Annotated in this window: 24 protein-coding genes; 13 read left to right on the top strand and 11 right to left on the bottom strand. The window is 66.3% G+C overall.

The genetic code is table 11. The features are described 5' to 3' along the window. The first annotated feature begins 24 nt into the window (after positions 1 to 24). From ACRYLO_RS02510 to ACRYLO_RS02480, 7 genes are read left to right on the top strand one after another with little or no spacing between them, the layout of a single operon-like run. Positions 25 to 2,328, top strand: a complete 2,304-nt coding sequence (locus ACRYLO_RS02510; RefSeq protein WP_482658711.1) for a TonB-dependent receptor — start codon at positions 25 to 27, stop codon at positions 2,326 to 2,328. After that, positions 2,328 to 3,299 (top strand): MBL fold metallo-hydrolase, encoded by a 972-nt coding sequence (locus ACRYLO_RS02505; RefSeq protein ID WP_482658710.1) that lies wholly within the window; start codon positions 2,328 to 2,330, stop codon positions 3,297 to 3,299. Before ACRYLO_RS02510 ends, ACRYLO_RS02505 begins: the two co-directional genes overlap by 1 nt. Before the next feature lie 10 nt (positions 3,300 to 3,309). Next, positions 3,310 to 4,425: an FAD-dependent oxidoreductase gene (locus tag ACRYLO_RS02500; RefSeq protein WP_482658709.1), complete on the top strand. Its 1,116-nt coding sequence runs from the start codon at positions 3,310 to 3,312 to the stop codon at positions 4,423 to 4,425. Positions 4,426 to 4,435: 10 nt separating this feature from the next. After that, positions 4,436 to 5,596 carry an MFS transporter gene (locus ACRYLO_RS02495; protein ID WP_482658708.1) on the top strand — a complete coding sequence of 387 codons (1,161 nt, stop codon included), beginning with the start codon at positions 4,436 to 4,438 and terminating at the stop codon, positions 5,594 to 5,596. A gap of 2 nt (positions 5,597 to 5,598) precedes the next feature. Then, positions 5,599 to 6,165 (top strand): cupin domain-containing protein, encoded by a 567-nt coding sequence (locus ACRYLO_RS02490; protein ID WP_482658707.1) that lies wholly within the window; start codon positions 5,599 to 5,601, stop codon positions 6,163 to 6,165. Positions 6,166 to 6,167: 2 nt separating this feature from the next. Continuing rightward, positions 6,168 to 7,058 (top strand): NAD-dependent epimerase/dehydratase family protein, encoded by an 891-nt coding sequence (locus tag ACRYLO_RS02485; protein WP_482658706.1) that lies wholly within the window; start codon positions 6,168 to 6,170, stop codon positions 7,056 to 7,058. After that, positions 7,045 to 7,818, top strand: coding sequence for an SDR family NAD(P)-dependent oxidoreductase (locus ACRYLO_RS02480; RefSeq protein ID WP_482658705.1), 774 nt, complete (start codon positions 7,045 to 7,047; stop codon positions 7,816 to 7,818). The genes ACRYLO_RS02485 and ACRYLO_RS02480 overlap by 14 nt, the downstream gene beginning before the upstream one ends. A 107-nt stretch (positions 7,819 to 7,925) precedes the next feature. On the opposite strand, the gene ACRYLO_RS02475 is transcribed toward ACRYLO_RS02480, so the two are convergent. Genes ACRYLO_RS02475 through ACRYLO_RS02465 form a run of 3 tightly spaced genes read right to left on the bottom strand, consistent with a single transcriptional unit; the run spans position 7,926 to position 10,939 of the window. After that, positions 7,926 to 8,876 carry a fumarylacetoacetate hydrolase family protein gene (locus ACRYLO_RS02475; RefSeq protein ID WP_482658704.1) on the bottom strand — a complete coding sequence of 317 codons (951 nt, stop codon included), beginning with the start codon at positions 8,874 to 8,876 and terminating at the stop codon, positions 7,926 to 7,928. Beyond that, on the bottom strand, positions 8,876 to 10,033 hold the full coding sequence (locus ACRYLO_RS02470) for an alpha/beta hydrolase family protein (protein WP_482658703.1): 1,158 nt from the start codon (positions 10,031 to 10,033) through the stop codon (positions 8,876 to 8,878). The genes ACRYLO_RS02475 and ACRYLO_RS02470 overlap by 1 nt, the downstream gene beginning before the upstream one ends. Positions 10,034 to 10,036: 3 nt before the next feature. Next, positions 10,037 to 10,939: a VOC family protein gene (locus tag ACRYLO_RS02465; protein WP_482658702.1), complete on the bottom strand. Its 903-nt coding sequence runs from the start codon at positions 10,937 to 10,939 to the stop codon at positions 10,037 to 10,039. Between the two features lie 104 nt (positions 10,940 to 11,043). On the opposite strand from ACRYLO_RS02465, the gene ACRYLO_RS02460 reads away from it, so the two are divergent. From ACRYLO_RS02460 to ACRYLO_RS02445, 4 genes are all read left to right on the top strand, one after another. Beyond that, the gene (locus ACRYLO_RS02460) at positions 11,044 to 11,943 is read left to right on the top strand and encodes a LysR family transcriptional regulator (RefSeq protein ID WP_482658701.1); all 900 of its coding nucleotides are present in this window, start codon (positions 11,044 to 11,046) and stop codon (positions 11,941 to 11,943) included. A gap of 71 nt (positions 11,944 to 12,014) precedes the next feature. Then, positions 12,015 to 13,139, top strand: a complete 1,125-nt coding sequence (locus ACRYLO_RS02455) for a cobalamin-independent methionine synthase II family protein (protein WP_482658700.1) — start codon at positions 12,015 to 12,017, stop codon at positions 13,137 to 13,139. Then, positions 13,136 to 13,525 carry a nuclear transport factor 2 family protein gene (locus ACRYLO_RS02450; RefSeq protein ID WP_482658699.1) on the top strand — a complete coding sequence of 130 codons (390 nt, stop codon included), beginning with the start codon at positions 13,136 to 13,138 and terminating at the stop codon, positions 13,523 to 13,525. Before ACRYLO_RS02455 ends, ACRYLO_RS02450 begins: the two co-directional genes overlap by 4 nt. 14 nt (positions 13,526 to 13,539) lie before the next feature. Further along, positions 13,540 to 14,289, top strand: coding sequence for an IclR family transcriptional regulator (locus tag ACRYLO_RS02445; RefSeq protein ID WP_482658698.1), 750 nt, complete (start codon positions 13,540 to 13,542; stop codon positions 14,287 to 14,289). Positions 14,290 to 14,481: 192 nt separating this feature from the next. On the opposite strand, the gene desA is transcribed toward ACRYLO_RS02445, so the two are convergent. Both desA and ACRYLO_RS02435 read right to left on the bottom strand, forming a co-directional pair. Next, positions 14,482 to 15,873 carry a syringate O-demethylase gene (gene desA / locus ACRYLO_RS02440; RefSeq protein WP_482658697.1) on the bottom strand — a complete coding sequence of 464 codons (1,392 nt, stop codon included), beginning with the start codon at positions 15,871 to 15,873 and terminating at the stop codon, positions 14,482 to 14,484. Between the two features lie 19 nt (positions 15,874 to 15,892). Then, positions 15,893 to 16,630 (bottom strand): alpha/beta fold hydrolase, encoded by a 738-nt coding sequence (locus ACRYLO_RS02435; protein WP_482658696.1) that lies wholly within the window; start codon positions 16,628 to 16,630, stop codon positions 15,893 to 15,895. A 74-nt stretch (positions 16,631 to 16,704) separates the two neighbouring features. Here ACRYLO_RS02435 and ACRYLO_RS02430 point away from each other — a divergent pair, with 74 nt between their 5' ends. Together ACRYLO_RS02430 and purU are read left to right on the top strand one after the other, a co-directional pair. Further along, the gene (locus ACRYLO_RS02430; protein WP_482658695.1) at positions 16,705 to 17,592 is read left to right on the top strand and encodes a methylenetetrahydrofolate reductase; all 888 of its coding nucleotides are present in this window, start codon (positions 16,705 to 16,707) and stop codon (positions 17,590 to 17,592) included. Then, complete coding sequence (gene purU, locus ACRYLO_RS02425; RefSeq protein ID WP_482658694.1) at positions 17,589 to 18,443, top strand: formyltetrahydrofolate deformylase; 855 nt, start codon at positions 17,589 to 17,591, stop codon at positions 18,441 to 18,443. The genes ACRYLO_RS02430 and purU overlap by 4 nt, the downstream gene beginning before the upstream one ends. 224 nt (positions 18,444 to 18,667) lie before the next feature. Here the strand turns inward: purU and ACRYLO_RS02420 are convergent, their stop codons facing one another. The 6 genes from ACRYLO_RS02420 to ACRYLO_RS02395 are packed head-to-tail and all read right to left on the bottom strand — an operon-like array spanning position 18,668 to position 24,801. Further along, complete coding sequence (locus ACRYLO_RS02420) at positions 18,668 to 20,344, bottom strand: GMC oxidoreductase (protein ID WP_482658693.1); 1,677 nt, start codon at positions 20,342 to 20,344, stop codon at positions 18,668 to 18,670. Positions 20,345 to 20,365: 21 nt separating this feature from the next. Continuing rightward, on the bottom strand, positions 20,366 to 21,205 hold the full coding sequence (locus tag ACRYLO_RS02415; protein ID WP_482658692.1) for a sugar phosphate isomerase/epimerase family protein: 840 nt from the start codon (positions 21,203 to 21,205) through the stop codon (positions 20,366 to 20,368). Next, positions 21,202 to 21,762, bottom strand: a complete 561-nt coding sequence (locus ACRYLO_RS02410) for a gluconate 2-dehydrogenase subunit 3 family protein (RefSeq protein WP_482658691.1) — start codon at positions 21,760 to 21,762, stop codon at positions 21,202 to 21,204. The genes ACRYLO_RS02415 and ACRYLO_RS02410 overlap by 4 nt, the downstream gene beginning before the upstream one ends. Further along, entirely contained in the window at positions 21,759 to 22,583 is an 825-nt protein-coding gene (locus ACRYLO_RS02405) for a 3-keto-disaccharide hydrolase (RefSeq protein ID WP_482658690.1), read from the bottom strand. The genes ACRYLO_RS02410 and ACRYLO_RS02405 overlap by 4 nt, the downstream gene beginning before the upstream one ends. A gap of 11 nt (positions 22,584 to 22,594) precedes the next feature. Then, positions 22,595 to 23,503, bottom strand: coding sequence for a hydroxypyruvate isomerase family protein (locus ACRYLO_RS02400; protein ID WP_482658689.1), 909 nt, complete (start codon positions 23,501 to 23,503; stop codon positions 22,595 to 22,597). Further along, positions 23,500 to 24,801 carry an MFS transporter gene (locus tag ACRYLO_RS02395; protein ID WP_482658688.1) on the bottom strand — a complete coding sequence of 434 codons (1,302 nt, stop codon included), beginning with the start codon at positions 24,799 to 24,801 and terminating at the stop codon, positions 23,500 to 23,502. The genes ACRYLO_RS02400 and ACRYLO_RS02395 overlap by 4 nt, the downstream gene beginning before the upstream one ends. Positions 24,802 to 24,821: the final 20 nt, after the last annotated feature.

Raw genomic sequence — 24,821 nt, 5'->3', positions numbered from 1 at the left:
GCGGCGCCCAGGGAGGGTTGTCTGATGAAAAAATTGCTTCTCGCGGGGACCGCGATCCTCGTCGCTCATGCCGCTCCTGCGTTCGCGCAGGAAGCGCCTGCCGCTCCGGCCGCAGCCGAAGAAACCGATGGTCTGCAGGACATCGTCATCACCGCGCAGCGCAGGTCGGAGTCGCTCCAGCGCGCCGCCGTTGCCGTGACCGCCGTGACCGGCGACGACCTGGCCCAATCGGGCATCACCGAAACCGCCAATCTCGGCAAGCTCGTCCCTTCACTGGTGGTTCAGCCGACCGGTGGCACGACCAGCTTCTTCCTGCGCGGGGTCGGCACCAATTCGCAGAATTCCTTCTCGGAGAACGCGGTCGCGTTCAACTTCAACGGCGTCTATGTCGGCCGCCCGACCGCCCCGGCAGGCGTCTTCTACGATCTCGAGCGCGTCGAAGTGGTCAAGGGGCCGCAGGGTACGCTCTATGGCCGCAACGCCACCGGCGGCGCGATCAACGTTCTTCCGAAGAAGCCGGTGCTGGGCGATTTCGGCGGCGAAGCGCTGCTCGAATATGGCAATTACGACAGCAAGAAGGGCTTCCTCGCGCTGAACGTGCCGATCGGCGACAAGGTCGCGCTGCGCGTCGCCGGACAGATCGTCGATCGCGACGGCTATATCTCCGACGGTTATGACGACGACAAGGGCGAGGCGGTGCGCGCGTCGCTGCTGATCCAGCCGTCCGACCGCTGGTCGATGACTTTGGTCGCCGATTATTACAACCAGCATGGCAAGGGATCGGGCGCGGTGCTGCTGCCCGAAGCGCGCTATACCGTGCCTGCGCTGGAGGACCGCGTAAGCGTTTCGGATCCGCGCGCGCATGCCGCGATCCGTCAGCTCGCCTCGACGATCTTCGCCCCGCCCTTCTGCGGTGGTGCGGGCAACTTCGTGAACAGCGGCTGCGTCGCGCTGCCCGGCACCGACGGCTTCCTCGACAACCAATTCTATGGCGTCAGCGCGACGGTGGTCGGCGATCTTGGCTTCGGCACGCTGACCGTGCTGCCGGCATGGCGGCGCTCGGACGTGCGCTTCCGCACCTATCTGCCGGGCTTTGCCGGCGACATCACCGACCTCGCCGAGCAGACCTCGATCGAAGTGCGGCTGTCGTCGAACGAGGACCAGAAGCTGCGTTATGTGATCGGCGGCTTCTATTTCGGTGAGAATCAGGCGACCGAGAATTTCTTCCGCCAGGGCAATATCTCCACCACCCGCTTCACCCCGCGCCTCAACACCGAGAGCGTCGCGGCGTTCGGCCAGCTGACCTTTGACCTCAGCGACAGCCTGCGGCTGGTTGCCGGCGGCCGTTACACCCGCGAGGACAAGAAGCAGCTGACCTCGACCGCGTCGGGCGGCCTGCCCGGCCCGATCAACCCGCCGCTGAGCGTGCCGTTTACTGGCGACCTGAGCTTCGAGAAGTTCACCTGGAAGGCGGGCGTCGAGTTCGACGCAGGTCCGGCGTCGTTGATCTATGCAAACGTCGCGACCGGCTTCAAGGCGGGCGGCTTCTTCGTCGCGCAGCCGCCGAACAACACCTTCCGCCCAGAATCGCTGACCGCCTATACCTTCGGTGCGAAGAACCGCTTCCTCGACAACAAGCTGCAGCTGAATTTCGAGGCATTCTACTGGGACTATAAGGATCAGCAGATCACCTATGTCGGCGGTGTGCCGACCGGCAGCGGCGTGTTCGCGCAGGGTTCGATCACCGTCAATGCGGGCAAGTCGCACATCTATGGCGCCGAGTTCGAGGCGCGGTTCGCGCCCAGCCGCAACGACCTGTTCAACCTCAACGTCCAATATCTCAAGGGCAAGTACGACAGCCTGCAGACGGCGAACTTCTCGCCGACCGGCGCGCCGGTGACGACGGGCTGCACCACGCTGGGCAGCCGTGCGGCCAATCCGGGGATCAACAACGCGCGCTTCTATGACATCGACTGTTCGGGCAAGCCGACGGTCAATTCGCCCGAATGGGCGATCAATGTCGGCTATGAGCGGACGTTCGAGCTGACCGGCGATCTCGACTTCGTCGCCGGTGCGCGGGCGAATATCGAGAGCAGCCGCTTCATGAACTCAAACTATCGCCCTGAGGAAAAGCAGGACGGGTTCGTGATGGCCGACGCCTTCGTCACGCTGCGCAGCCAGCAGGGGTGGAGCATCACCGGCTTCGTCAACAACCTGACCGACGAGGAAGTGCTGGCACGTGCGGGTACCCGCCCGATCCTCGACTTCCCGGTCGGTACGCTGCGTCCGCCGCGCACCTATGGCGTCCGCGTCGGGTTCGACTTCTGATGCGGGTGTCGCTTCTGGGGCTGGCGGTTGCGGCGGCATTCGCGGCATCGCCCGCCACCGCACAGCAAGCGCCGCCCCAGGGCGATGCGTTCATCACGCTCGGCACGATGGGCGGGCCGGTGGCGAGCCGCGACCGGTCCCAGCCCGCCAATGCACTGGTGCATGACGGGCGCGTCTATCTGGTCGATGCCGGCGACGGCGCGGTCCAGCAGCTGACCAAGGCGGGCTATCAGCTGCCCCGCGTGCGCGCAGTGTTTCTGAGCCACCTTCACACCGATCATACCGGCGGGCTGTCGGCGGTGCTGGGCCTGCGCAACCAGACCAATGTGGCGGAGAAGCTGACCGTTTACGGCCCGCCGGGCACGCGTGAGCTGGTCGCGGGCATGGTCGCGTCGATGCAGCCGGCGGCGCGGGTCGGGTACGGCATTCCGGGCCAGCCCTGGGCGCCGCCCGCCGACACCGTCACGGTGATCGAACTGAACGATGGCGACAAGATGACCGTGGACGGGATGACCGTCACCGCGGCGCAGAACAGCCATTACGACTTTGCGCCCGGCAGCGTCGAGGACCGCAACTACAAGTCGCTGTCGCTGCGCTTCGACCTGCCTGGCCGGTCGATCGTCTATACCGGCGACACCGGGCCGAGCGCGGCGGTGGAAAAGCTCGCCAAGGGCGCGGACCTGCTGGTAAGTGAAATGATCGACATGGCCGCGACGATGGCGACGGTCGCGCGCAATTCGCCGAACATGCCGGCGCCGGCCAAGCAGAAGCTGGAGCAGCATCTGTCCACCCATCATTTGACGCCCGAAGCGGTCGGCGATCTTGCCGCGCGCGCCGGGGTGAAGGCGGTGGTCATCACGCATTTCGCGGGCGGCACGCCCGATCCCGTCCGCACTCAGGGCTATATCGCAGAGGTCCGCGCGCGCTTTGCCGGGCCGATTACCCTCGCCAACGACCTCGACCGTTTCTGAGAGAACAGACATGCAATCCGGTAACATTCTCGTCATCGGCGGCGGCATTGGCGGCCTGACCGCCGCCATCGCGCTGCGCGCCAAAGGCTTTGACGTCACGGTGATCGAGCGCGATCCCAACTGGTCGGTCTATGGCGTCGGCATCATCCAGCAATCGAACGTGATCCGCGCGATGGCGCAGCTGGGGCTGATCGACGAATATGTGGCGTCGGGTGTCGGCTTCGACGCGGTGGAGATTTTCACGCCGACGGGAGTCAAGGTCGCGCGCGTGCCGACGCCGCGCCTGGTCGACGGTTATCCGGCGAATATGGGCATCAGCCGCCCGGCGCTGCACAAGATCCTGGGCGACCGCACGATCGCCAGCGGTGCCAAGGTGCTGCTGGGCGTTACCGCGACGAAGCTGCGCGACGATGGCGCAGGCGTCGATGCGACCTTGTCCAATGGCGAGCAGGCGCGCTTTGACCTCGTGATCGGGGCCGATGGGGTTTACTCGCAGACGCGGGCCGCGCTGTTCCCGGAGCTGGCCGGGCCGCAATTCACGGGTCAGGCAGTGTGGCGCTACAACCTGCCCCGCCCGGCCGATCTCGACGCGCTGCAGGCGTATAACGGGCCGACCGGGGTCGGGCTGGTGCCGATTTCCGAAGACCTGATGTACATCTATGTGACCACGCCCGAGCCCGACAATCCGCGTTACCCGCGCGAAGGGCTGGCGGCGTTGATGCGGTCGAAGATGGCAAGTTGCGCGCCCTATATCCGCGAGCTTTCCGAGCTGGTCACCGATGATGACGGCGTGGTCTATCGCCCGCTCGAAGGGATGATGGTCGAGGGCGAGTGGCATCGCGGGCGGATCGCGCTGCTCGGCGACGCGGTGCACGCGACCACGCCGCATCTGGGCCAAGGCGCAGGGATGGCGATCGAGGACAGCCTGGTGCTGGCCGAAGAGCTGGCGCGGCACGACGATGTCGAGACCGCGCTGACCGCCTATCGCAACCGCCGCTTCGACCGCTGCGCCTATATCGTCCGCTCCAGCCTGGCGATTTGCATGGGCCAGATCGGCAAGGGGCCGCCGGTCGATAATGCCAAGGCGACGCACGAGATGTTCGAAGTTGTAGCCCAACCCATCTGAGGACCGTCCAATGACCCAGCAAGCGACGACCCGCCATGGCGTGATCCTGATGCTGACCGCGGTGATGCCGACCATGGCGATCATCGCGCTGGTGCCGGTGCTGCCGCTGTTGCTGCGCGAATTTGCGGGCGTGCCGGGTGCGGCGGTTCTGGTGCCGATGGCGCTGACCATACCCGCGTTGTGCGTGGCGCTGTTTTCGCCGGTCGCCGGGTGGCTGTCGGACAAGGTTGGGCGCAAGCGGCTGCTGATCGCTGCGCTGGTTGGCTATGCGGGTTTCGGGTTGTTGCCGCTGCTGCTCGAGGATCTGCGCATGATCCTCGCCGCGCGCGTGGCGCTGGGGGTGACCGAGGCGATCATCATGACCGTCGCGACGGCATTGGTCGGGGACTATTTCACCGGCGAGCGGCGCGAGCGCTGGGTGTCGATCCAGATCGCAACCGCCAGCGTCAGCGCGATCGTGCTGATCGCGGCGGGCGGCGCGCTGGGTGAGGCGTTGGGGTCACGCGGGCCGTTCTGGCTGTATCTGCTGGCGCTCCCCGTGGCGGTGGCCGCGGCGATGATCCTGTTTGAACCGGCCAAGACTGTCGCGACTGCCCCGGCAACAGCGGGCAAGGCACAGGGTATCGCGATGCTGGTCGCGATCACCTTTGGCATCGGGATGCTGTTCTACACGCTGATCGTCCAGCTCGGCCCGGTGATCGAGGCGACGGGGGTTACCTCGCCCGCCACGATCGGGCTGGCGGGTTCGGCGGCGAACCTTGGCGTAATGGCGGGGTCGATGCTGTTCGGGCGGCTCAAGGGCTGGTCGGGCGAGACCTTGCTGTCGATCGGCTTGCCGCTGGTCGCGCTCGGCTATGTCGGCATTGCGCTCTCCGAGAGCTTTGCGCTGACTGCGGCGTGCGCCGTGGTGATCTCGATCGGCAATGGCCTGATGCTCCCGACGATGCTCGCCTGGGTGCTGCGTCGTCTTCCGCCCGAGACGCGTGGGCGCGGGACGGGTGTGTGGACCGGGTCGTTCTTCCTCGCCCAGTTCGTCGCGCCGATCGTCGCGGTTGCACTCTCGGGCGTGCTCGGCGGCCTGCCGGGGGTCTTCCTCTTTTATGCCGCTGCGGCTGGTATCGGTGCAGTCATTGCGCTGCTGCGTCGCGGCACTGCCACTCAAGGAGCATGAACATGACCAAGCCCGTTCGCCGCGTTGTCACCGGCCATGACGCGAGCGGTCGCGCGATCATCCAGGAGGATGGCGCCGCACCGCGCGTACAGCAGATCGGTGGCCCCTCGGGGCCGATGTTCCACGAAATCTGGAACACGCAGCAAACCCCGGCGCTGCTCGACGCCGCATCGGGCGAACCGCATGAAGATGGCATCAAGCTCGCCCCGCCCAAGGGTGGCACGCGCATCCGCGTGCTCGACATCCCGCCCGAGAATGACGAGATCCGTACCATGTCGCCCGAAGAGGCGCAGGCGCATTTCGCCGAGGTCGGCGCGGGCGACGCATCGGCGCATTCGGGCGAGGGCAGCCGTCACGCGCTGATGCACCGCACCGAGACGATTGATTACGGCATCGTGCTGGAGGGCGAGCTGGTGCTGATCATGGACGAGGGTGAGGTCACCGTGCGCGCGGGCGATATCGTGATCCAGCGCGGCACCAACCATGGCTGGTCGAACCGCTCGGACGCCAATTGCCGCATCGCCTTCATCCTGATCGACGGCGAATTCGCGCCGGAACTGAAGCGGTAATGATGCTCGCGATCACCGGCGCGGCGGGGTTCGTCGGCCGGACGGTCGTGCGGCAGCTCGCCGCACAGCATCCGGAGATCGAGCTGTTGCTCGCCGACCGGGAGGTGGCTGGGTTCGACGGGCACGAAACCCTCGCAGGTGATCTGACCGATCCGGCGGTGATCGCGGCGCTGACGGCGCCACGCGTCGATGCGGTGCTGCATCTTGCCGCGCTGCCGGGCGGCGCAGCCGAGCGGAATCCCGAGGCGTCACGCGCGATCAACCTTGACGTGCCGCTGACGCTGATCGAGGCGATGCGCGGGCGCAGGCTGGTGATCGCGGGCTCGATCGGAGTGTTGGGCGGCGTGCTGCCCGACACGGTCGATGACGCGACCGTTCCCACACCGACCAGTGTTTACGGCACGCACAAGCGCATGGTGGAACTGGCCTTTGCCGATGCCGTCCGGCGCGGCACGGTGTCTGGCTTCGCATTGCGGCTGCCCGGCATCGTCGCCCGCCCGGCAGCAGCCCGCGGGTTCGGCTCAGCCTTTCTCAGCGATATCTTCCACACGGCGCTGGCCGGGACGCCATTGTGCGTGCCGGTGGCTGCCAATGCGACCAGTTGGCTGATGTCGGTGCGGTGCTGTGCGACCAACCTGGTGGCAGCGGCGCTTGGCGAGCGAACCGCGCAGGAGGCGGTGACGCTTCCCGCGTTGCGCGTGACGATCGGGGATCTGGTGGCGGAACTGGCGCGTCATGGCGATGTCTCTGGCATCCGGTTCGAGGAGATTCCGGCGACGCGCGCGACATTCGGGAGCTATCCCGCGCTGCGCACGCCCCGCGCCGATGCGCTCGGCTTTCGGCATGACGGCAGCCTGACACAGCTGGTGGAGGCGGTGCTTGCCGACCTCTGACGCGTTATCGGCCTTTCGCCTGGATGGGCGGACCGCGCTGATCACCGGGCCGGTGCGGGGGATCGGTCTGGCGATTGCGCGGCTCTTTGCGGGTGCGGGCGCGCGGCTGGTGCTGGCCGATATCGATGCCCCGGCGTGCGATGCGCTGGCCGGGGAACTGGGCGGCATCTCGATCCCGACCGACGTTGGCGACGCTGTAGCGATTGCGCGCCTTGCGGAGCAGGCCGAGGCGCGGACCGGCGGCATCGACATTCTCGTCTGCAATGCCGGGATCGCGGGACAAGCGTCACCGCTGCACGCGCTGGACGAGGAGGAGCGCGAGCGGCTCTACGCGATCAACCTGCTCCACCCGCTCAGGCTGACCGGGCATATCGCCCCGGCGATGGCGGCGCGCGGGCGGGGCAGCATCGTGTTGTTGTCGAGCATCGCCGGGCTGCGCGGCAATGCGATGCTCGGCCATTACGGAATGACCAAGGCGGCGCTGGCGCAGCTCGCGCGCAACCTCGCGGTCGAATGGGGGCCGTCGGGCGTGCGCGCCAACGCCATTGCGCCGGGGCTGATCGAGACCGACTGGGCGGGCGCAATCCTGTCGAGCCCGGAGCGCGCCGCACGGCGGCTGGGGATGACCCCGCTACGCCGCGCCGGATCCCCGGACGAGATTGCGGCGACCGCGCTCTACCTCGCCAGCGACGCGGGCGGGTTTACCACTGGCCAGACCATCGTGGTCGATGGCGGGACGCTCATTTCGGACGGGAGTTAGGGAAACTCCAACTCCGTTTGTGCTGAGCTTGTCGAAGCACATTTCCTACCGTCAATGGCGGTTGGAAACGCCCTTCGACAGGCTCAGGGCAAACGGATGTTTGGGAGCTACCCCTTCACCACCCGCTGATCGATTGCTCCGAAGGGCGACGCGCCCTCCCCTGCCCGCATCGCGACGCGGCTGCCGAATGACAGGAACGGCGTCTGCGGCGTGCCATGGGCGATCATCTCGATCGCGCGGCGTTCGGACATGCAGGTCGATCCGACCGTCTCATGCTCTGCGTTCGACACCGTTCCCGAACCGATGATGGTGCCGGCGGGTAGCGAGCGGGTGCGGGCGGCGTGGGCGATCAGCTCGTGAAAGCCATAGCCCATCGCTGCGCCATTGGGGCTGCCGAACCATTGGCCATCGACCTCGACCGTCAGCGGCAGGTGCACGCGGCCGTCGCGCCACGCATCGCCCAGCGCATCGGGGGTGACCGCGAACGGCGCGACGCTGCATGCGGGCTTGGCCTGCACCCAGCCAAAGCCGGTCTTCATCTCGGGGATCGCGATGGCGCGCAGCGACCAGTCGTTGATCAGCACCACCAGCCGGACATAGGCCAGCGCCTCGTCGGTGGAGCAGCCCATCGGCACGTCGCCGGTGATGACGCCGAACTCGCCCTCGAAATCGATGCCGTCGGCTTCGCTCGGGAGCGGCACGTCCGCGGTCGGGGCGATGAATTCGTGGCTCATCCCCTGATACATCAGCGGCAGGTCGGTCTCGATCGGAGCATGGCCAAAGGCAAGCTGCATCAGCGCGCCGTGATTGGCGAAGGCCGATCCGTCGAGCCATTGCCACGCGCGCGGCAGCGGCGCGGCGAAATCGTCCGGCTGGACCGCCTCACCGCTCTCCGCCGCTTCGACCGCCGCGGTCAGCGCGCCCTGCGCCGCATCCCAATCGTCGAGCGCGGCCTGCAGCGTCGCATAGCCCGCGACCGGCGCAACCCGTGCGCCGTCGTGGCTGACCGCGACCAGCGTCCCGTCGCGCCCGCCGCTCCGCAATGTCGCGAGGCGCATCAGGACAGCTTCCCGCCCAGCGTGTCGGCAAACCAGTCGGCGATATAGTCGCGGCCAAAGCTCATATTGTCGGCGCCGACATGTTCGACTCCGCCCTCGCGCTCGGTGAACAGCTTGAGTTCGCGGCGGGGCGAGTTGATCAGCTGGTCATAGCAGTCCTGCGCATAATCGACGCTGATCTGGCGGTCCTTGGCGCCATGGGTGACGAGGAAGGGGACCTTCACGCCGCCCATATGGCCGTTGAGGTTCATGTCCTCCGCCTTGGCGAGGAAGTCGTCCATGTCCTTCGCACCGAACGCCCAGATGACGTGCGCCCAGTAATGCGGGACCGGGTTCTCGCCCTCACGCTTCAGGCGCTTCTGCTGCACCTCGGCCCAATTGTGGTTGGCACCCCAGCATGCGCCGCTGGCGAAGCGCGGTTCATAGGCGACAGCGCGCGGGGCGAAATGGCCGCCGAGCGAGATGCCGGTCATGCCGATGCGCTTGGGATCGACGTCGCTCTGGGTTTCCAGCCAGTCGATCGCCTTGCTCGCCCAATTCTCGCTATGCGGATCGACGGGGAGGTTCTGCAGCCGCAGCGCCTCACCGGTCCCCGGCTGGTCGACGCACAGGGTCGAGATGCCGCGCTTCGCCAGCGCTTCAGGCAGGCGCGACCAATAGAGCAGTTCCTTGCAGCTATCGAGGCCGTTGCAATAGACGACCACCGGATGCGGCCCCGGCCCTTCGGCGCGGGTGTAGAGCGCTGGCATGGTGCCGGTGGTGAGCGGGATCTCGACCCGCTCACGGTTGATCGAACCGAGCCGGGTCGAGCGGGCGAAGGCATCGAGCGCGCGGGCATAGGTTTCGACGCGACCCGGATGGCCATGGCCCTGCATCCGCTCGGCCACGAGCAGATAAAGCGACGCGCGTTCGAGCTTGTCGGAGGCGGAGAAGCCGCGGCCAGCGGCCTCATCCTCATCCGCCAGGCCGATCAGCTTGTCGCCCATCTCGACCCATTTGGCCATGAACTGCGGCGTACCGGCGTCCGAACCGGACGCAGCCGCGTCCTTGATCGGCTGGCACATATCGACGATCTCGCCGATGCGCCCGCCGCTCTCGAGCGCGATCGCGACCGAGAGGTTCCAGATATAGTTCGGGAAATATTCAAACAATGCCATGACTTAAGCCTCCGCTGCCTGGAACAGGCCGGCATCGGCCTCGGGATGCGGCATGGTCTGCGGGCCGCCGACGCCGACGCCCCACTGGTCCATCACTTGCGGTCCGGGGACATGAACCTGGTCGACATGCGTCTCGAAATCGACCTCCTCCAGCTCCGAGGTATATTCGACCGCGAAGCCGCTCGGCGTGGTGAAATAGCTGAAGGTGTTGTTGCCCGCCGTGTGCCGCCCCGGGCCCCAGCGGATATCGGTGCCCTTCTTCCGCAGGCGGCTGATGCCGCGCATCATGTCGTCCACCGTCAGCATGTCATAGGCGACATGGTTGAGGCAGGCGGGTCCGGGCAGGAGCGCGATGCGGTGATGCGCGCTGTTGCAACGCAGGAAGCACATGAAATCGCCCAGCCAGTCGCTGACGCGGAAGCCGAGCACCTCGACGAAGAACCGAACCATCGCCTGATGGTCGGGCGAGTGAAGGACGATGTGGCTGATCTTCTGCGGCACGCCGTCCCAGCGGACCATTTCACGGCTCGGTCCGCGCGCGACATCGCTCGAAATCTCGAACGGGAGGCCATCGGGGGAGAAGAAGCGGAAGCCATAGCCGCCGCCCGGCGCGGTCATGTCACGCGGGGCGTGGATGATCTGGCAGCCAGCGTCCTGCACCTTGACGTGCAGCGCGTCGACATCGGCGCGGCTGTCCGCCGCCAGCGCGATCACGTCGATCCGCTTGGTATCCGCCGCGCGCAACCGGACGACATGATGCTCGTCATGCCCCTGCGCCTTGAAATAGACCATGCCATCGTCCGACGGGACCGATTCCAGCCCCCAGACATCGGCGTAGAAGGCGCGTTCTTCCTCCAGCGCCGTGACGGCATATCCGACATAGCGGATTTCGCTTACTCTGCTCATGCATCCTGCTCCAGATTTGGTTGCGCATGACCTACCGCCAAGCCGGAGCATTGAAAAACTTATAGTTCTGATCCATTTTGATTGATCTCAATGATGGATCGGCGATGCGCTTCAAGGGACTCGACCTCAACCTGATCGTCGCGTTCGAGGCGCTGATGAGCGATCGCAGCGTCTCGCGCGCGGCGGAGCGGTTGAACCTCAGCCAGCCGGCGATGAGCAACGCGCTGGCGCGGCTGCGCAGCTATTTCGGCGACGAACTGCTGATCGCGCGCAACAAGCGGATGTATCCGACGCCCTTTGCCGAAACGCTGTTGCCGCAGGTGCGGCAGGCGCTGGAGACGATGGAGGGCGTGATCGCGACCTCGCGCCATTTCGATCCAGCGACGACCAACCGGAATTTCCGGATCATGACGTCGGACTATATCGCGACATCGATCCTGTTCCCGATCGTCACCCGCCTTGCCACGACCGCGCCGGGGGTGCGGATCGAATTGCTGCTGCCGAGCCCGCGGCGGATCGAGCTGCTCGAAAGCGGCGGGATCGACCTGCTCATCACGCTGCAGGAATATGTGACGCCCGAATTGCCCTCGGAGCGGTTGTTCGAGGACGAATACCGGCTGGTCGGGCGCGCGGGGCATCCGGCGCTGATCAGTGAACCGACATTGGCGGCGATGCTGGAATACGATCATGTCCATGTCGCGATCGGCGACGAGCGGTTGCCGAGCTTTGGCGACGCCTATCTCGATCGCATGGGCATCCAGCGGCGCGTCGCGATGATCGCGCCCAATTTCGGCATGCTACCGTGGCTGTTGCAGGACACCGACTGGCTGGCGCTGATCCAGGGGCGGCTGGCGGCGCAGATGGCGCGTAACTTCCCGCTGGTCGCTGTCGCGCCGCCGCTGCCGATCCCGCCACTGGTGGAAATGGCGCAATATCATGTCACGCGCAGCAACGATCCGGGGCTGCGCTGGCTGATCGATCTGATCCGCAACTCCACCGAGTAAATTCGCGGATATGATGCTTGCACATCCGTGAAACGATGCCATCACCGGATTCTGGAACAGGGAGACGGTGGATGATCGCGACGACGCATGTGGGCAGCCTTCCGCGCGGAGACGAACTGACGCCGCTGCTGCTCGCCCGCGACAAGGGTGAGCCTTATGATGCGGCGCTATTCGACACGCGCGTTCAGGCAGCGGTCGATGAAGCCGTGGCACAGCAGGTCGCATGCGGGGTCACCATCGTCAGCGATGGTGAATTGGGGAAGGTCGGCTATTCGACATATATGATCGAACGGCTGGAGGGGTTTGGCGGGCATATCGACCGCCGCCCCGCCGCCGACCTTGCCGCGCATCCCGGCCTTGCCCGCAAGCTGTCGGCGATCATGGGGTCGCAGGAATTTACCCGCGCATCGTGCATCGGCCCGGTGCGGCTGAAGACGCTCGACCCGCTGCACGACGATATCCGCCGCTTCCGCCATGCGCTCGACAAGGCTGGTGGCGGGGTGCGCGGGTTCATGAACGCCGCCTCGCCCGGACTGATCACGGCGTTTCAGGTCAACCGGCACTACCCCTCGCACGAGGCGTATCTGGCCGATCTGGTCGATGCGATGCGCCCGGAATATCAGGCGATCATCGCCGCCGGATTCGACCTTCAGCTCGACTGCCCCGACCTTGCCATGTCGCGGCACACCGGGTTCCAGGACCAGAGCGACGCCGAGTTCCTGGCGACCGCGGCCGCCAATGTCGAAGCGCTCAACGCCGCCACCGCGAACATCCCCGCCGACCGGATGCGGATGCATGTCTGTTGGGGCAATTATGAAGGGCCGCATGATTGCGACATCGCGCTCGACAAGGTCATCGACATCGTCCTCGCCGCGCGCCCGGGCACGATCCTGTTCGAGGCGGCGAACCCGCGTCACGAGCATGAATGGACGGTGTGGCGTGACGCGGCGCTGCCCGACGACAAGCTGCTCGCGCCCGGCCTGATCGACACATGTTCCAACTATGTCGAACATCCCGAACTGATCGCGCAGCGGATCGAACGCTATGCGCGCATCGTCGGCAAGGACCGGGTGATCGCCAGCACCGATTGCGGCTTCGGCACCTTTGCCGGCTATGGCAAGATCGATCCCGAGGTGACGTGGAAGAAGCTGCGCGCGCTGCGGGAGGGCGCGGATCTGGCGGACGCGCGGCTGTGAGTCCGGACGCCGCCCGCGCGATCGAGGCAGACTGCGCCAAGCTGGTCGCGCGCTACGCCAATCTCAACGATGCCAGGCATTGGGCCGAGGTCGCCGAGCTGTATGCCGAGGATGGCCGGATGAGCCGCCCGACCGCGCCGGATGACTGGATCGCGGGGCGTGGGGCAATCCTGGCGGCGTTCCTCGCCCGCCCCGCGCGCACGACGCGGCACATCTGCTCCAATGTCGTCATCGACGTGATCGATGCCGATCATGCAGTGGGCGAGTCCGCGATGCTGTTGTTCACCGGCGACGGCGCGCCCAAGGTCGGCAGCTTCCACGACCGCTTCATCCGCACCGATGCCGGATGGCGATTTGCCGAGCGCCGGGGTAGTCTGACCTTCTGAACAACGGAAGCCGAATGACCAAACCCACCCAGCCGACGGTCAAGTCCGCGATGCGGACGCTCGACATCATCGAATATGTCGTCGGCAATCCTTCAGGCGTGGCGGCGCAGGACATTGCCGCCGCGCTGCAGATCCCGGTCAGCAGCCTGTCCTATCTGCTCGCCACCCTCTGCGAGCGGACCTATCTGCGGCGCGAGGGCCGCCGCTACCTCGCCGGGGCGGGGCTGGACCGGCTGCGCATGCCCGCCAGCGCGATGTCGATCGAGGACCGCGTCGCGCCGCAGGTGCGCGCGCTGCGCCGGTCGCTCAACGAAACCACGTCGTTCTTCACCCTGACCGAGTGGGAGATCGAGGCGCGGGTCACGGAGACCGCCGAACAGGCGCTGCGCTACTCGGTGAGCGTCGGCGCGCGCGCGCCGCTGCATTGCATGGCGGCGGGCAAGGCGCTGCTGTCGAGCTTGGATGAGCCCACGCTGACGCTCTATTTTACCGAGTCCTTCCGTCCGCTGTTCACCCCGCGCACGATCACCGACGAAGTGACGCTCCGCGATCAGATCGCGGCGGTGCGCGATACCGGCTTCGCCTTTACCGATGAGGAATATACGCTGGGCGTGTGCGGCATTGCGCGCGTGGTGCGGATCGACGGCGTCGCGGTCGGCGCGCTCGCCGTCGCGCTGCCCAAGCTGCGCCACACGGCGGAGGCGCGCGCGCAGATCATGGACCGCCTCACCGTCGCCTGCGCCGCGATCGACGCAGGGGCGTAGTGGGACGTAACCATTCCTCCCCTGCCCCGCAGGGGAGGTGGCAGCGCGCAGCGCTGACGGAGGGGGCCGCCCTCGCAGAGGGCGGAATTTGCCGAGCTGTTCACGGCCGTCTGCGCGGCCGCCCCTCCACCACGCCCTTCGGGCGCGGTCCCCCTCCCCTGAGCAAGCTCAGGGGAGGAATGAGATGATTGATCACCCGCGCGTGCGCCAACCCTCGGCATAGGAATCGCGCGCGACTTCGGAATAGGGCGCGGGGGCGACGGTCGCCTTGATCTCGACCTGCACGTGCCGCTCGACCGTCGGCTTGCGCGTGCCGCCATCGGGCTCGCCCCACACGAAGGTCACTTCCGTGCCGGGCTCGGCAACGTCCGCGTCAACCATCGCCAGCGTCAGGAAACGGCCTTCATTCGCGGTGTAGCCGATCCAGGTCGAGATGCCGACCGGACGGCCATCCTTGAGCACCGCGTCATAGGGGTGCATCGCATAGACCGCGCTCGGGAAGTCGAGGAACTTGGCGCGATCGCCCTTTTGCAGCATCGAGCTCATCACGCGCAGCATGTCTTGCGTATCGAGCGCCAGCGTCACCTTGCGGCGATGCGGCTGGTCCTTCATCCGCTCGAGCGCCTCGCGACCGATGAAATCATGGTCGAACTTGACCATGTGACCATAGCCGAGATCCCACGGCGTCAGGTAATAATCCTCGATCCGCTCGGACACGAAGCTGCCGCCGACCGACGCGCCCGCCTCATAGGATTTGGCCGACAGCCAGGCGCGATATTCGGCGAGCGAGTCGCCGGTGTAGATCGCCGGCAGTGGCGAGGGGATCCAGCCCGATTCCAGCGTGTTCGACGCATAGGTGCGCCCGCCGCACAGCGTCAGGCCAAAGTCCTTGCCCGCTTCGATCAGCGCGTTGCGGACCGTGTCATAATCCTTCCACGGGCCGAACAGCTCGTACCCCGGCTGGCCGACCATGCCGTGACGCAGCGCGCGCACTTCGACGCCGGCGATCTCGACCGGGGCCATGTGGAAGAATTTGAGCTCGGGCGGGGTCGCGCCCATCGCCTTTTCCAGCACCTTCATCGCGTTCGGGCCCTGCAGCTGGAAGCGATAGTTGCGGCGATTGTCCTTGTCGGGCCGCGCGGCGGTACGCTCGTCACGCTCGACCTTGACGTCCCATTTGCCCGAAGCTGCGTGGAATTCGACCCACTCGATCGACGGCGCGCGGCCGACCAGCTCGAACGTGTTCTCTTCAAGATAGAACAGGATCACGTCGCCGATGACATAGCCGTCGGGGGTGACCGGCGCGAACTGCTTGGCGCGGTTCGGCACGAAACCCTTGAAGCTGTTGGGCGCGAGATAGTGCAGCATCTCAAACGCGTCCGGCCCGGTGACGAGCAGGTCGACCATGTGGAAGCTCTGGTTGAACAGCACCGCCGTGTTGGCCCAGGACAGCTGTTCGTCGCGCCAGTTGGAATATTCCGCCGGCACGCCCGGATAGGCGTTGGGGCCGACCTGCTGATTGCGCAGGAAGTCGACGATATTGCCCTGTTCGTCGAGCAGGTTCTGAAGCGTCTTGTCGGTCATGGTCGTGCCTCTCCTAAGGTCAGGTTGTGAGGGGCGTGGCGGGGACGCGTGCGTCCAGCCATTCCCGGATCAGGGTGTTGAAATCTTTGGGCTTCTCGGCCGGTGCCATATGGCCAGCACCGGGAATGACATGGAGCTGCGCCCCGGCGATCCGCGCGGCGATCGCTTCGTGCTGGGCGACGCTGGACCATTGGTCTTCGGCACCGACGACCACGGCCACAGGACAGGCCAGCGCCTTCAGCACGGCGTCAGTGTCGGGACGGTGCAACAGCGCATGCGTCTGCGCCTCGAACACCGCTTGCCCTGCGCGCAGGCACATGGCCCGCAGCGCCGCCATCAACGCCGCATCGGCGCGCGCGGCTTCGCCGACCATCGGCGGCAGCCAGGCATCGACCAGCCGGTCGAACCCCTCGCGGCGGCCAAGGTCGCGCAGCGCATGGCGGCTTTCTGCCTCGCCCGCACGCACGCCATGCACACCCGTATCGGCGAGCATCAGCCGGGTGACGCGATCGGGCGCACGGGCGACGACCTCCAGCGCGACCCGCGCGCCCATCGAATGCCCGATCAGCGCGAAGCGAGCCGGCGCGGAGGCAAGGACATGCTCCGCCATCGCCGCGATCGTGTCCGCACCAGCATAATGGTCGTCGATCGCGCGCGCCTGCGGGAACGCCGCCAGCGTCGCCGCGAACATGCCCGCGTCGCACATCAATCCTGGCAGGATCAGCAGGTCTTCGCGCAAGTCCGTTTCAATCCGCATACGTGAATTATTCGTCTATGCGAATTTGAGTCCGCGCGCTAGACGGCAAATCTCCACTCAGGACGAGGAATCCGGTGCCCCCTCCCCTCATCCATCCCAACTGGTCGCGCCCCGCCACTTCGGCGATCGACGGCTATTCGCTCGAGATCACCGCCAAGGATGCCGATGCCCTGCGCACGGTCGCACCGCGCATCCCGCCGGCAACGCCGATCGCCATCGCCTTCCTGCCGGGCGAGACCCTCGACGCACGGGTGCGCGCCGCGCAGACGATCCGCGCGCTGGGGTTTGAGCCGATGCCGCATTTCTCCGCGCGGCGGATCGGGTCGGGCGCAGCGTTCGAGGATTATCTGGCCGCCGCGGTCGAACAGGCCGGGGTGCAACGCTGCTTCGTCGTCGCGGGCGACCCGTCCACGCCCGCCGGGCCATTTGCCGACAGTGCATCGCTGATCGCGACGGGCGCATTCGAGCGCTGCGGCATCCGCGCGATTGGCGTGGGGGGCCATCCCGAGGGCCATCCCAATATGACCGAGGCCGAGTGTTTCGCGGTGCTCGACGGCAAATGCCACGAGATCGAACGGCGCGGCATGGCCCCGCTGATCGTCACGCAATTCGGCTTCGATGCCGATGCCGTGGTCCGGTGGCTCAGCGCGCTGCGCCGCTGCGGGATCGACGCGCCGGTGCGGCTGGGCGTGCCGGGACCGGCCGGGATCAAGACGCTGATGCGCTATGCCGCGCTATGCGGCGTCGGGGCATCGACGGCGGTGCTGCGCAAATATGGCCTGTCGCTCGGCAACCTGATCGGAAGCGCTGGCCCCGATCGCTTCGTCGCAATATTGGAAGCCGCGCTGACGCCCGACCATGGGCCGGTGCGACTGCATTTCTACCCCTTTGGCGGGCTCGCGCGCACGCTCGACTGGATCGACGGCTATGCGCGAGCGACAGGACTGGACCCGAGCGCATGACCGAGACCTGCACCATCACGCTCCACTGCACCGACCGGCAGGGCATCGTCGCTGCGGTCGCCGGGTTCCTGACCGATGCCGGCTGCAACATCGTCGAATCGCAGCAATATAATGATGCGATCACCGGCGGCTTCTTCATGCGCACGGTGTTCGACGCACCCGCAGGCGAGGTTGCCGCGATCGAGGGGCGCTTTGCCGACCTCGCCGCCAGCTGGGGCATGGAGTGGAAGTTCCGGGTCAATTCGCGCCCGACCCGCGTGCTGATGCTGGTTTCCAAATTCGACCATTGCCTTGGCGATCTGCTCTACCGCCGCCGCATCGGCGAGCTGAAGATGGATGTGGTCGGGATCGTCTCCAACCACCCGCGCAGCGCGCTTGCGACATCGATGATCGGCGACATCCCCTATCACCATCTTCCGATCACGCCGGAGACCAAGCCCGAGCAGGAGGCGGCGATCAAGGGGATCGTCACCGACACCGGCGCAGAACTCGTCGTGCTGGCGCGTTACATGCAGATCCTGTCCGACGATCTCGCTGCGTTCCTGTCGGGCCGCTGCATCAACATCCACCACAGCTTCCTGCCCGGGTTCAAAGGGGCCAAGCCCTATCACCAGGCGTATCAGCGCGGCGTGAAGATGATCGGAGCGACCGCGCATTACGTCACCGAAGACCTGGATGAAGGCCCGATCATCCATCAGGATGTCGAGGCGATCTCCCACGCCGATACGCCCGACGATCTGGTGCGCAAGGGGCGCGACATCGAGCGCCGCGTGCTGGCGACGGCGGTGCATTATCACCTCGACGATCGCGTGCTGCTCAACGGCGCGCGCACGGTCGTGTTTCGAACTTAGAACGCGCTGACCCGGAAATTTTGGTGCCCCACAAAGGGCAAAATTGAGCGCTCAGATCATTGGAGACTCTTGATCCGCCGCCGCTGAGGACAGGCAGATCGCAGAGCGGTGGCTCTAAGCGCGCTGCAGCGTCAGCGGACATTTGGTTAACTGGCTTTTCGGTCAGCAGGGATCAGTGGCGTCCACATTCACCAGCCTGACGTAACGGGGTGGATCACAATTGCCTAGATCGCGCCCGCCTTCAGCTGCTTTACCGCATGGTCGGCTGCGCGTGCCGTCAGCGCCATGAACGTCAGCGACGGGTTCACGCACGACACCGACGCCATTTGTGCGCCATCGGTGACGAACAGATTGGCCGCGTCATGCGCCTGGCTCCATTTGTTGAGCACCGCCTCACGCGGGTCATGGCCCATGCGCGCGCCGCCCATTTCGTGGATCGCGTCGCCCGGCACATGCTCGCCGCGCCAGCTGTGCACGTTGCGCAGACCAGCGGCGCGCAGCATCTTCTCACCCTCCGCCCGCGCATCGTCCATCATGCGGATCTCGTTGTCGCGGAAGCGGACGTCGAAGCGCATCAGCGGGACGCCGAACCGGTCGACCTTGTCGGCATGCAGGCTGACCCGATTATCCTCATAGGGCAGGCACTCGCCGAACGCGCCCATGGCGAATTTCCACGGCCCATAGTCGCGCATCCCCTGCTTCATCGACGCGCCGAAGCCCTTGGGCGGAGCCGGCTCGCGCCGCGCGCTGCCCTGATAGCCATAGCCGCGGCGGAAGCCGACGCCCTCCTCGCCGCCGACATTGCGGAAGCGCGGGATGTAGACGCCGCCGGGACGACGGCCATATTCGATGAATTGGTCGAACCCGGGGATTTCACCCGCCGCGCCGACCCGGAAAATGTGATCCATCACATAGCGGCCGAGCGTGCCGCTGGTGTCGAAATGGCTCTTCCCGCTGCCCGGCGCGCGCGAGTTCATCAGGATCTGGGTCGAGGCCATCGCCGAGGCGCACAGGAACACCATCCGCGCCGAAATGATCTCGACCTGTTTGGTTTTCGCATCGACCACGCGCACGCCGGTCACGCGGCGGCGTGGCGCGTCATATTCGAGGCTGGTGACCACCGAGTCCGGACGGAGCGTCAGTCGGCCGGTGGCGCGCGCCAGCGGCAAGGTCACCGCCTGGGTCGAGAAATAGGCGCCGAATGAGCAGCCGCGTCCGCACTGGTTGCGAAACTGACATTTGCTGCGCCCCTGGTCGGGCTTGTCCTCGGTCATGTTGGACAGGCGCGACGGGATCAGCTTTCGCCCGGGCGAGCTCGCTTCCAGCCGTTCCTTGAGCCATTTCTCGGCGACGTTCAGCTGCATCGGCGGCTGGAACAGGCTGTCGGGGAGTTGGGGCAGATTCTCGCGCGATCCGGATACGCCGACAACCTTCTCGACATAGTCATACCAGGGCGCGAGGTCGTCATAGCGGATCGGCCAGTCGATCCCGACATTCTCCTTCTTGTTCGCCTCGAAATCCTCCGGCGACCAGCGAAAGCTCCAGCGCCCCCAGATCAGCGACTTGCCGCCAACCGCGCCGGGACGGATCCAGTAGAATTTGTCGCCCTCGCCATAGGCATAGGGGTTCAATCGGTCGTTATTGTAGAATTTCTGGCTGGAGGGCGCGATATAGCCGTTCTTTGCGATGAAATAATCGCTGTCGATCAGATGCTTGGGCATCATGTCACGCGCGGGAATCTCGAACGGCGCCTTGCCGTCATAATCGTAATTCTCGCCATGCTCGACCATCACGCCGCGGTCGAGCATCAGGACGCGCAGCCCCTTTTCGGTCAGTTCCTTCGCCGCCCATCCGCCGCTCACCCCTGAGCCGATGACGATCGCGTCGAACATGTCGGCCATGCCGATCCCCCCTAAATCCGGTTACGCGCCGATCCGGCGCAGATGGTCGAAACTCGCCTTGATGTCGGGCAGATAGGGCGCGGGCGCCTGATCATTTTCGACATAGAGATGCTGGACGCCGGCCTGTTTGTTCAACGCGAAGATGTCGGCGAAATCGATCACGCCTGCCCCCACGCTGACCATGCGGCCATCGGCGGCGCGATCCTTGACATGATAGGCATAGATGCGACCCGGCAGGCGCTTGATCACCGCCTTCACATCCTCACCCGCCGCGACGGCCCAGAACAGGTCGAGCTCGATCTTGACCAGCGCCGGATCGCCGTCCGCGACCAGCAGGTCGAACAGGCTGCGGCCATCGGCTTTGATCGTGAACTCAAAGTCATGGTTATGATAGGCAAAGCCGAGCCCCGCCTGTTTGAGCTGTCCCGCCCAGCGGTTGAAGTCGCCGATCGCGCGCTGGAACACCTGCGGGTCGCGCATCGCCGGGGTCAGCCAGGGCAGGACGATCGTGTCGGCCCCCAGCGTCTTCGCCATCCGGACCACGGCGGCAAGATCGGCGGCGAGCGGCTCATAGCCGACATGGATCGACGGGCAGTTCAGGCCGAGCCGGTCCATCGCCTTGCGCAGCGCGGCATGGTCCATCTTGTCATAGCCCCCGCCGCCATATTCGACCTCGCGATAGCCGATCGCCGCGACCTTCTCGAGCGTGCCGATCGGGTCGGCCGCGAACAGTTCGCGCACGGTGTAGAGCTGGAGTCCGATCGGGCGCCGCGGCCTTCCGCGTGCCATCAGCGGTGCGGCGGCGAGGCTGGTCGCGAGTGCGGCGCCGCCCGCCAGCCATTGGCGTCGGTCGATGATCATGACGAAAACACCTTCGTGCCGGGGGAATAGGGGTGTGCGCCGTCATAGCGTCCGGGCACCGGCAGATAGTCGCGCTCCTGCGTGATGCCGATTTCGGAGGTGAAATAGCCGGTGATGACGAGCTGGCGGAATGCGGTGAAGAAGTTCAGACCGCCGGGGATCTTGTCCTCCATCGCCAGCGTGATCAGCGCGTCCTGCTGTTCGGGCATGGCGTTGACGGCTGCGATCTGGAAATCGGCCTGGCTGCGCGCTTCGATCGCGTCGAGCCCGGCGAGGATGGGCTTGCGTTCATCGGGCAATGCCCAGTCGGCGAGCATCTTTTCGATGAACTCCGGCACGCCTGCGGCAATCGCGCCCGGCGTGTCGGTCGTCGGCATGATGCGTTCGCTGAGCGCGCTCATCAGCGCGCGCTGCTCCGCGGTGAACACCGGTGCGCTGGGTGGGCCGTCGCTGATCGGGGTCATTTGCGCCGATGCTGCGCGCGCGATCGGTGCGAACAGCGCGGTGCCGAACATCGCCGCGATCCCGGCGAGTGCGTCGCGTCGGTCGAGTCTCATTTCCCCTCCCCGTGATGGTCGTGGCTCGCCGCGGCTTCGGGGAGCGGGCGCACCCAGATGTTCCGGAACGACACCGGCGAATTGTGATCCTGAAGCTGGATCGGCGCGGCGTCGCCATGCGCCTGATATTTCGCGACCTGCCGCCACACGGTGGTGCCGCGCCAGGGCTGGCGATTCTGCACCAGCACGCCGTTCAGGAACGCGGTGATATAGGCCGGGCGCAGCAGCTTGCCGTCGGCGGCGAAGCGTGGGCGCTCGAACACGATGTCGTAGCTCTGCCATTCGCCCGGCGCGCGCGACGCGTTCACCAGCGGCGGCGTGCTGCCATAGATCGCGCCGACCGTGCCATCGGCATAGGTCGGGTTGTTATAGCCATCGAGGATCTGGATCTCGTAGCGCTGCATGAACCAGATGCCACTATTGCCGCGATCCTGCGAGCTGTGCTCGGGCGGATTGGGCGAACGGAATTCGAGGTGGAGCTGGACGTCGCCGAAGCTCGCCTTGCTGATCAGCGCATTTTCGCCCCCGCCGCCGGTGCGCGGCCGTGAGGTGACTGCGCCATCGGCGATCGTCCACGGCGTATGCTGCGGCTGCCACGCGTCGAGCGACGTGCCGTTGAACAGCACGACCGCGTCCGACGGTGCGCCGCCCGGCTGGGCTGCAGGGGTTACGATGGAGGGATGCGGACGGTCCGCGTCATGCACCTTCCAGCTGGTGCCGGGGATTACAGGCGTATCGCGGAAGCCGGGCCTTTCCTGCGCCGGGGCAGAGCCGCTCGCCGCAGCCAGTACAAGCGCCGCGATGGGCAGAGTCAGTTTCACGCGCTTTCCCTTCATGCCGCGTCGATCGCGCGATAGGCGGCGAGCAATCGCTCCTCGCCCACGCGGCCCTCGACCGAATTGCCGTGTTCCATGCCGATCACCCCGGCAAAGCGCTTCGCGCGCAGCCAGCGGACGATGTTGGCATAGTTGATTTCGCCCGTGCCCGGCTCCTTGCGGCCCGGATTGTCCCCGAACTGGAGATAGGCGATCTCACTCCAACAGCTGTCCAGCGTGCGGATCAGATGCCCGGCCTGAATCTGCTCGTGATAGAGGTCCGCGAGGATCTTCACCGCCGGGCTGTCGACGCCGCGCGCAACGGCATAGCCCTGTGGCACGGTCTGCAGGAACACGCCCGGATGATCGACCAGCGTGTTGAGCGGCTCCATCACCATCACCAGCCCATGCGGCGCGACGATGTCGGCGGCGCGGCGCATGGTATCGATCACCCGGCCGGTCTGGATGTCGATCGACACGCGGCGGTCGAGGAAGCCGGGGACCACCGTCATCCACTTGGCATTGAGGCGCTTGGCGACGTCGATCGACGCGCGGATATCGGCAAGAAACGCGGCGCGGTCGCCACCGTCATTGGCGCCGAGCACCGGGCGGGACTGCGCCCATTTGGGCATCGACGCGACGAACACGCCCATCGTCATCCCGCGCTGCTGCAGCGCCCGCGCCATCGCGACTTGCTCTTCGACCGGGCGAGCGGCGGCCTCGTTATCCTCCCAGGCGGTTAAGCCCTGGTCGGCGGCATAGGCGATCTGCTCGAGCCGGCTGCCGCGGCTGGCGAAGCTGCCCTCATGCGGCGCGAAGCCGAGCGAGAAGCGCGGTGCGTTCGATTGTCTAGCGGCGCTCGGCATCGCTGCCGCGCCCGCCATGGCGGCACCGACGGCGATGACGGAGCGCCGCGTCAGTCTCACGCTGCTTCGCCCGCCAGCTGCGCGCGCGACTTGCCGCGTTCACGCAGCCAGATGAACCCGAACACCACCAGCAGGACCGCCGGCATGATCGCCAGCTTCTGGAACGACACCGACGCCGCGGCATCCTCGACCGCCAGCTTGGCAGCGCCGGTCAGCGCGGCGAACTTCTCCGGCCCGCCCGCAAACTCGATCTTGGCCTGATCGAACATCGCGCCCAGCTGCGGCAGCACGAAGAAGCTGGCGAGCGCGCCCGCCGACCCGACCAGCCCCATCGCCCACGCTCCGCCGCGCGGATAGCGTTCGGCGACCGAGGCGAGCATCGTCGGCCACATCACGCACACGCCGAGCCCCCACACGGTCGCGGCGATGATCGCCGTGACCGGCGACTGCGCCTGTGACAGCATGAACAGCCCGATTCCCGCGAGCAGGCTCGACACCCATAGCAGGCCGGGGTTCGAGATCGTGTTCGCCAGCCGCCCCGCGAAGTGGCGGAACACGAACATCAGCGCGTTGACGTACACCAGCAGCAGGATGCCGCGCATGCCCACGCGATTGGACAGGGCGACGTCGATCCACTGTCCGGGCGCCAGTTCGGACGCAGCGGTCAGGAACATCGCGCCAAACCAGATGAAAAAGCTGGGGCGGCGAAACACCTCGCCGATCATCTGGCCAAAGCTCACCCCGGTTTCGCTGCGCAGCGGTGGCGGGAAGCTGGTGGTCGCAGCCATCAGGATCGTCGCCGCCGCCGGGATCATTACCAGCGCCATGATCCCCTGCCACGGCAGGGTGGCCGAGAGGAAGAAGCCGGCGAGGCCGCCGATGATGATGCCACCCGGAAACCAGGCGTGAAGCACGTTGAGCCGGTGGGTCGCGTCATCGGGATAGAGCTGCGTCGTCAGCGGGTTGATCGCCGCTTCGGTGAGGCCCCAGCCGATCCCGCTGAGCAGCATTCCGATCCAGACGATTGTGTAGATGGTCATCCCGCTCGCAATCTGGCCCGCCGTGACGATCAGCAGCGGTCCGGCGAAGAAGCACAGGCCAGCGGCGACCAGGCACCGCTTCATCCCGATCTGATCGAGAAATGCGCTGGCGACGAACAGTGTGATCGCGAAGCTGAGGAACGCGGCGCCCAATGCGGCGGCGATCAGTTCACCCGCCTGCAACGGCGCGATCGGATCGATCCATTCGGCCTTCAGCCCGCTGGCAATCGCCCCGCGGATCGCTAGCCCCGCCGCCGCGGTGAACAGGGCGAGGATGCCCAGCCAGAACAGCCGCCCCTTGTGATATGTCTCGGCCATCGCCGCCTCCCCCTTTTGTT

The sequence above is a fragment of the Sphingomonas sp. SDUR79 genome (assembly GCF_056821745.1).
The sequence above is the reverse complement of the archived record's forward strand: the minus strand, read 5'-3'. Positions and strand labels throughout refer to the sequence as shown.